The 6,500-nt window shown below is 71.8% G+C and carries 5 protein-coding genes; 2 read left to right on the top strand and 3 right to left on the bottom strand.

All coding sequences use genetic code 11. The features are described 5' to 3' along the window. Positions 1-103: 103 nt before the first annotated feature. The 3 genes from ABZ348_RS22625 to ABZ348_RS22615 all read right to left on the bottom strand — a co-directional run bounded on the left by ABZ348_RS22625 (position 104) and on the right by ABZ348_RS22615 (position 4,765). Entirely contained in the window at positions 104-991 is an 888-nt protein-coding gene (locus ABZ348_RS22625) for a cellulose-binding protein (protein WP_358935758.1), read from the bottom strand. Between the two features lie 176 nt (positions 992-1,167). Continuing rightward, the gene (locus tag ABZ348_RS22620) at positions 1,168-3,723 is read right to left on the bottom strand and encodes an SUKH-4 family immunity protein (protein ID WP_358935756.1); all 2,556 of its coding nucleotides are present in this window, start codon (positions 3,721-3,723) and stop codon (positions 1,168-1,170) included. A 7-nt stretch (positions 3,724-3,730) separates the two neighbouring features. Next, positions 3,731-4,765: an HNH endonuclease gene (locus ABZ348_RS22615; protein WP_358935754.1), complete on the bottom strand. Its 1,035-nt coding sequence runs from the start codon at positions 4,763-4,765 to the stop codon at positions 3,731-3,733. 231 nt (positions 4,766-4,996) lie between these two features. On the opposite strand from ABZ348_RS22615, the gene ABZ348_RS22610 reads away from it, so the two are divergent. Both ABZ348_RS22610 and ABZ348_RS22605 read left to right on the top strand, forming a co-directional pair. Then, positions 4,997-5,512, top strand: a complete 516-nt coding sequence (locus tag ABZ348_RS22610; protein ID WP_358935752.1) for a YwqJ-related putative deaminase — start codon at positions 4,997-4,999, stop codon at positions 5,510-5,512. 10 nt (positions 5,513-5,522) lie between these two features. Beyond that, entirely contained in the window at positions 5,523-6,014 is a 492-nt protein-coding gene (locus ABZ348_RS22605) for an SUKH-3 domain-containing protein (protein ID WP_358935750.1), read from the top strand. Positions 6,015-6,500: the final 486 nt, after the last annotated feature.

Genomic DNA, 6,500 nt, shown 5'->3' with positions numbered 1-6,500 from the left:
CCGACTCCTGAGAACTGCCGCAGGACACGTCACGGGCCGACTCGTCCCAGTGAGCACCACCCGCCGCCCCCTGAACTCGGACAGCACACGAACAGGGCGGTCGTCACCCCTCGGTCGGAGCCCTTCCCGTCAGCGCGGCCAGACTGCTGCGCACATGCGCCATGTGGGCCTGCATCTCCTCGCGGGACTCCTCGTGCTCACGCAGGATGCGTTCCGTTTCGCGAGTGGTCCGCTCCTCCTGGACCCTGGCCTGCGAGATCAACTCGGCCGCGCGGGCATCCGCGTCCTCCTGATCGTGCCGCGCCTTCTCCTCCGTCTCGGCGAGGGCACGCTTGGCCTTCGCGAGGACACTGTCCGCCAGTGTCGCCAACTCCGTGTGCCGGGCCTCCTGCTCGGCGAGGTGCGCGGCGAGTTCACGGCTGTCCGCCTCCCACCGCGCCGACTGCTGGGACTCCAGGTCGGACAACAGGGCCTCGGCACGGTCGCGCATGTCCTGCCAGCCGGCAACGGCTTCGTCCCGCAGGTCCTGCGCCTCGTCGCGGGCCTCCCGAAGGGCGTCGTCCGCGGCCTTCTGAGCGGCGTGCAGTGTCCGTTCGGCCTCCTCGTTGGCCTGGGCCAGCAGTCGGTCCGCCTCCTCGCGGGCCTCACCGCGCAACCGTCGGGCCTCCGCATCGGCCGCGTCCGCCGTCGACCGGGCGGCGGCGTGCGCACTTCCCCGTACGTCCTGCGCCTCCTCCTCGGCGAGGGCCAGCAGCCGCTGGGCGCGCTCGCCCATCGCCGCGTACGTCTGGGGAGCGAGCGTCGCGACCGTCTCACGCAGTTGGGTCGCCTCCGCCTCCATCTCCTTGGCGAGTACGGTCAGCCGAGCCGCGCGCTCCCATGCCTCGTCCCGGTCCTGGGACAGGGCGTCGACGTGCGCGTCGGCCTGCTCCATCCGGTAGCCACGGCGTACGACGGCGAAGCCATGAGGCGACACTGATGCGGCACTCATCCTTCAAGCCCCTTCCGCGATTTTGCACATATCATCCCGGATTCTGGTAAAGCGCCGAGAAAGCGACACTCCACCTGTCCATATCGGTCTAAGGATGCGCTACCCGCCCAAAGAAAAACCCAAGGGGCGTCCGATCCATCACAACGGATCGGACGCCCGGGCACGATACGGCGGGACTACAGCAAACCGTCCCACATCTGTTCCAGCAGTACCGACCACCAGTTCTCAGGCGACGACAGCGCGGCCGGGTCGAGAGATGCCAGCTGTGCCTGGAAGTCGACGGTCCAACGGCCGGCCTGCTCCGGATTCAGGCCATAGCGGAAGCGCCACATCCGGCCGAGCAACGCCATGCAGCGGACGAACTCCGGCAGCCCACTGTTGACGAACTGCGGCGCCGTCGGCTGCCCTCCGGGGCCCGCCTCCACGGGTACCGCCACGATGTGGGCGGTGCCGTACTGGACACAGATGGCCCGACCGAAGTCACTGCCCACCACCAGGTAGGAACCCGCGTCCATCGCGGCCTGCACCTGACGCTGGGCGGCGAGCTCCGCGAGGGTCGGCACCACCGGATGCGCCGGCTGGGCCCAGAAGAACGGGTTGAAGTCGCCCGGCAGGCCCGCCCACACCAAGGTCGCCGCCACGACCTCGGGCACACCCTGACGCGAAACGGCCCGCTGGTCGAACCGGCAGATGCCCTGGGGCCCGAACGCGGACACCAACTCCTGGGCCACCGCCTGCGGAGGCACCGCAGGAGCGGGCTGCACGTGCGGCAACGGCGCCCGCACCGGGGCGGGCCTGGCGGGGCCGTCCGCCACCTGGTGCAGTTCGCCCTGGTGGGTCAACAGCTGTTGCATCCCCTGCTGCCGGCCCGCGTGGTCGCGGCCGTACGGGGCGATGTTGGTGATCCGGGCCTGCGGCCAGGTCTCCTTGATCATCCGGGCGCAGTAGCCGCCCGGCAGTTGGCAGGACTCCAACTCGGTGTGGAGTTCCAGCACCTGCTGCGGCGGCACGTTCAGCGCACGCAACTCGTGCAGGATCTGCCACTCGGGGTGCGGCGTACCGGGCGCCGACCGACGGATCAACTGTGCCTCGGAACCGTCGGGCGCGCGGTAGCGCAGTACGGCCTGGTAGCCGGGGCCCACGGTCGGCACACCGGGCGGCGGCTGCGGATAGCCGTACGGGGAGGGCCCGTTCCCCGGCAGAGAGCCTGGCGGCGGTCCCGGCGGGCCGGGGGGCGGGGGTGCGCCGGGGCCCCCGAAGCCGGGCTGGCTCGGGTCGGCGAGCATCGTCGCCGCGTGGTGCACCCCGCCGGGCGGCGGGGTCGCGCCCGGCGGCGGTCCGGGCGGGCCGGGAGGCGCGGGGGGTCCGGGCCTGGCGGACTGCTCCGAGGGGAGTTGCGGCGTCAACTGCGTCGGCAGATAGCCGTTGGCGGGAGTGCCGGGGGCGGCCGGTGTGGAGCCCGGAGGCGGTCCCGGCGGACCGGGAGGCGCCGGGGCCCCCGGAACGCCGGGGGGCGGTCCCGGGGGCGGCGGAGTGGCCGGGCCACCGCCGCGCGAGGGGCGCGACGGCCGTTGGGCCTTGCTCGTCGCGGCCTCCGCTATGTCGGCCGCACCACCGGTCGGCGGCCGAAGTGCCCCGGTCGACTCCTGCCGCAACGTCTGCGGCAACTGGCTGCCGCCGGACATCAGCGCGGTCGGAGCGTCCGGGCCGACGCCGGAGGGAGGCGTGCCGTCGTCGTCCACACCGGCGACGGGCGGCGCGAAGACCGTGTCGGGCAGCGGTACGGAAGCGTCGTCGGTGTCCACGGAACTGGTGTCCGTCCAGGACCTGCCGTGGGACGGGGTCCGCTCACGCTCTCCCCCGTCGGCGGCCAGCCAGACGGTGCCGTCCTGCGACGCACCACCGCCCTGCGACGGGTTTCCACCCTGTGAAGGGGGCGCTCCCACCGGGCGGGCGTACGCCCCGGGCAGCGAACCCGACCCACCGTGCTCACCGGGACCGGCGGCCGGCGGGGGCGTGTCCTGCGGCTGCCGCACGGGCCCACCCGCAGACCCCGCAGACCCCGAAGCCCCAGACCCAGACCCGGGTTCGGCGGCGGACACGGGGACGCTCGCGGACGGCCGGGCATCGGCGGCGACCGGGGTGGCGGGAGTGGCACCGAGCGGCGCATCCGCCGGTACGAAGACGGCTCCCGAACCGCCGCCCGTTCCGGTCCCGCCTGTTCCCGTCCCGCCCGAAGGCGCAGCCACGGGAGTCGACCCGTCCTGTCCCGCCACCGGCAGCGGTGCGGGGTCCTGCTGTCCGACTCCGGCACCTTCGGACGAAGTGGTGCCCCCGGCCGCCGGCTGCCCCCCTGATGTCCCGAGCCGATCCGCCGCGTCCTGGAGCCACTCGGGCGGTGTGAGCAGGAACGACGTCTGGTTGAGGTCGATGCGCTGGGGCGGTGGCGGTGTGTCCGCGGGAACCGAGGCCCGAGAGCCGTACTCCTCCTCGTACCGCCTGATCACCTCACCGATCGCCAGTCCCGGCCAGAGCGTCGCCTCACCGCTGTCCCGGGCGATCACCAGGCGCTGCTGGCCCCCGTCGGGGGTCGCCACGTCCTCGCGGTCCTCCGCCCAGACGACGAAGCCCCAATCGAATTCACGGACCAGCACCTCACGGTGCTGGTAGACGGGCATATCGCCGTTGATCCACTCTTCCGCACGCTCCTGCGCCTGGGCAAAGGTCACCATCGGAGCGTCACTCCCCGTCCGTGCTCGGGACGGCGTACGCGAAGCCGCCGTCCACCATCAGATTGGCCACCGTCTCCAACTCGGGCGGACTGCCGGCGAGCCGCTTCAGGAACCCGTCGAAGTCGGCGCCGCACGGCAACAGCAGGCGATCCACGCGGTCCTGTATGTGCCAGCCGTCCTGGTCCCGCGCGTCGTCGTAGGCGCAGAACCACACCGAGCCCGTCTGCGCCCCCCTGACCTTCACGGCCAGGATGCCGCCCTGGACGAAACCGACGCCCAGGAAGTCCTTGGTCAGATGGTCGCGCAGACACTTATTGGCGTACACCAGATCGTTGGCGGCGGCCTCGTCCCGCACGGTGAAGAAGGGCTGGTCGACCAGCAGACCGAGTTCGGCGTCAAGCGCCACGCCCACCGGAGCACAGCCGCCCGCGGCCTTCAGGAACGAGCGGTACGCGCCCGGCAGCCGGTATCCCAGCTCCTCCTCCACACCGAGGAGTTGCTGCTCAGTGACGGACAGGACGCCCTTGGGGAGCCCGAAATGCGCGGGCCTGGTCTCCTGGAGCGGGCGGGTGCCCCGCTTGTGGTGGTCGACGGCGGTGGTGGTCAGCCCGCCGTGGTGGCGCAGCAGCGCCTTCACCTCGACGGGGATCAGCTGGAGCCGCCGCGTACCGCGGACGTGATGCCAGGTCCAACCGTGCGGGGTGGCCACGGCCGGAAGCGTGTCCCACAACTCGTGGCGGCTCGCGTGGAGGGCCGCGTTCGCCGATACGTAGTCGGTGAGCCGCAGTTCGTCGATGCCGAAGCCCTGCGGCGGCTCGGCGATCTCCGCGACGGCACGGGCGTACGGCGAGAAGTCGGGGTAGCCGTCGGCGTCGATCCGCACACCGCGCGGATGGCGGGCGGCCCGCACCGGGTCGGGGAAGTACACGATCTGACCGGCGTAGGCCGCGTTCGGCGGTGCGACGTGCACAGGACCGTTCGATGGCGCGGCGTGCCCCTGGGGGCCGGGCGGTGCCCCCAGCCCTTGCCGACCTGTCGTCATGGCGATCTGCCCCCTGCTGGCTTCCGACTGTTCGGGACAGCCTATGCGGGTGGGCCCAGGGGCAGTACCGGTCCTCCCGGGTCACCCTTCTGCCGTCACCAACCGTCACGGTCGAGTGACCGAAAGACGACGAGCGGACACGTTTCACCCACCCCGCTTCCACACCCCGCACCGCGTTTGGCAAGGTGTTCACCCAACTCGGGGGAGTGCACGGGAGGGGACAGCGACACCATGCACACAGCGCAGTCAGGTCAACCGGTCACCACAAGTGACCCTCGTCTCAGCTGGAGCAGCACCGATGAGGTGCCCGCGCCCGCGTTGAACCATCGAAGGGACGGCATCCTGCCAGCTGTCGCAGCCGCACTCTCCGTGCAGGGAGAGACGCTGAAGTCCACGGCGGGCAAGGGCGACCAGCCACCTGTGCTCCACCCCCTCGTCCAGGACTTCCTGGACCGGCTCCCCAGCGGCCAGCGGGAGCGCTTCACCGGCCGCTGCCCCGAGGCGATCCTGCTCTCGCGCCATCTCGCCAACGCCGAAGGCAAGCGCTCCAAACGGGCCCGCCGCAGGCCACTTAGCCACAGCGAGGCCAAACGGGCGCTCAAACAGGCGAAACTGACGGCACGCAGAATCCGCGAGGACGGTGATCCCCTGCACGGCAGCTACGCACCACCGTGCCGCTCCTGTACGCCGATGCTCGACCACTTCGGCGTACGAGCGGTGGGCCCGTCCACGAACGAGAACGGCTGAATCCGCACCGATGTCCGAACGACTCAGTACGACCCGGTTCCCCGTCGCCGTCGACGCCGCGCTGCGCGAGTCGGGTTGGCAGCCCGGCCGCTGGGACATCAAGATCGCCGAACAGTGGGCGGACAGCCTGCGGGCCTACGAGTCCCCGGCGGGACACCAGCACAAGGTCTTCCCGGCGGCGGTCGAGGCATGGGCCGAGTTCGGCGGCCTCTGCATCACCGCCCCCGGCCCGGGGCGCCAGACGGCCCCCCTCGCGGTACGCGTCGACCCGCTCGCCGGCCTCCATCTGGCACGCACCCTCTCCGACCTCGGGCGCGCGCTGGACACGGAAATCGCACCGCTGGGGGCGGAAGGGGACGACCAGGCGGTGCTGGCGATCGACTCGTCGGGCCGGGTGTACAGCGTGGATCACACGGGCGACTGGTACCTGGGAGCGGACATCGACCGCGCCCTGTCCACCCTCGTCCTGGGCCTCCAACCCCAACGCCTCACCCTCACCTAGTGCTGTGACCGGACACGTTCACAGCGCTAACCCCACCCCAACGCCTGCACCCGTGGACCAGACCGGCGACCCCGAAACCTGCCGGCCGGCGTTCTGAGCGCGAGCCCCTGCCCCCACCCGAACCCGCACCCGCGGACCGGGCCGAGGGCCCCGAACCCCTGGCTAGCGTTCTGGGGGCGCGCAGGGAATGTCCCTCTTCCAAACCCGGACCCGTGGACCGGGCCGAGGGCCCCGGAGCCTGTCGGCTGGTGTTCTGGGGGCGCGCAGGGGGTGTCCCCGGAAGCGTCGGCGGCATCCAGAGCTGACGCCTACGGATCAGCTTCGGGCCGCCGACGCTGAGGAGTCACGCCCGAAAGCACCCCCACCACCCGCACCCCACCCCAAACCCGCCCCCGGACCCCCCAAAACCCAGCCCCCCAAAACCCAAGCACCCCCAGCCCGTCCGGCGCTTGAGGACGGAACCCCCAACCCCCCGGAGGCAGAACC

The sequence above is a fragment of the Streptomyces sp. NPDC005963 genome (assembly GCF_040638655.1).
In the GTDB taxonomy this organism is placed as follows: Bacteria; Actinomycetota; Actinomycetes; order Streptomycetales; family Streptomycetaceae; genus Streptomyces.
The sequence above is the reverse complement of the archived record's forward strand: the minus strand, read 5'-3'. Positions and strand labels throughout refer to the sequence as shown.